Genomic DNA, 1,379 nt, shown 5'->3' with positions numbered 1-1,379 from the left:
AAAACCCAACTGAGGAACTTTTCGGCTGGGACCATCATAGAGGTAAATAACCACTACAAGAATAAGAGAAATAACGAATACGCTTTGACTGTGAAAATAACTTAAAAGAAGCGCAATCGCAAAAAAGCTTGCAACAGCAAGTTTTGCGGTATCTATAGTAATTCGCTTAGATGGAAGAACTCGATGTGGGCGAGCTTGCTTATCTTCATCATAATCCATAATATCATTGAGAATCATTCCTCCTGCATACAGAAGAAGTGAAATGAGCAAGACATATAAATAACTGCTTAAACTTAAAGTCGCTATACTGGAGACCGCACACATGCCCAGTAAAATATCCCCTGGTACAGTAAATAGATTTGGAAAGCGAACAAGTTCGGCCCAATCCTTCAAAATATTCTTCTTCATCCAACTCTCTCTTATTTCTTTACAGGCCAATTCAAATCCCATGGCTTAAGATACTGCTCCTCTAAAACTTTTAAAAAAGTTTCATCGGAAAAATATGTTCCCATATGAGGTTTTAGTGTAAATTGATACTCGCGTTCCTTTAGGGTGAACCGAATTACGTAGGCATGTAAGTAACACCTTTCTTCATGACCTTTAATCAGGCCTGGATAATAATTAGGGTCGCCACATATGGGTGCACCTATCGCTTTCATCGCCACTCTTAATTGATGTGTTTTGCCTGTCCTTGGTCTAAGTAGATAGACTCTTTTCCCTTGCCCTATTGAGTAACTAAAGAATTGCGTCACTGCTGGGTTCTTGCGAGACTCGCAAAGCTTCCACCTCCGCGCCGAGATTTCTCCATATCCCCAATGACCCATCCTCCAATTGATGCGACAAGAAAAGCAAAGACTAAGATTTTTTGTAAGCTTTGCTAGATCCGCGAAAAATGAGATAGGCTAAAACAAGTCCGAAAGCAAGCCAAGCCGCGCGTGAATTTAAGCGATTTAAACTCAGGAGTGTGCAAGTCCAGACGAAGAGGAAGGATAGAAGTGTTGAAGTCGAATTTCGGAAGTGTTTTGGAAGAAATCTAAAGGCTTGGTAGAGTGCTTGGCGTAAGAAAGTTACGGCCCAAGGACTAGTGGCGAGTAAGCTGGCAATTAACCAGTTTTTATTTGCAGCAATTCCCGTGGGAGAACTGAGTAAGTAATAATAAATGAGATTGAGGAAGTAATAAAGCCCAAAGAAGCGTGGTAAAAGAGTGTGTTTTTGTGCTAATTGCGAAATGCCGAGAGGGATAAAAACAAAGGCTAAAACCGTGAGTGTTTCAAAGGGACCTGACTTGTGAAGCCAAGCAGAAATCAAAGTTAATAGGGTGAAGATCCCCGCAAAAATGAGTCCTTTTTTCTCGTGTTGTCTAAGCTTATTAAAACTCA

General features: G+C 40.7%; 2 protein-coding genes. Both read right to left on the bottom strand.

Annotated features, from left to right (window positions below):
• A partial coding sequence (locus tag LNTAR_RS24625) for a UbiA family prenyltransferase (protein ID WP_162026464.1) occupies positions 1 to 450 on the bottom strand: 450 nt, incomplete at its 3' end.
• 405 nt (positions 451 to 855) lie between these two features.
• Positions 856 to 1,379: hypothetical protein (locus LNTAR_RS24615; RefSeq protein WP_007281498.1), on the bottom strand; the 524-nt coding region annotated here is incomplete at its 5' end.

This window comes from Lentisphaera araneosa HTCC2155 (genome assembly GCF_000170755.1).
Lineage (GTDB): Bacteria > Verrucomicrobiota > Lentisphaeria > Lentisphaerales > Lentisphaeraceae > Lentisphaera > Lentisphaera araneosa.
Note: the sequence above shows the minus strand (reverse complement) of the source record. Positions and strands in the feature narration are given on the sequence as shown.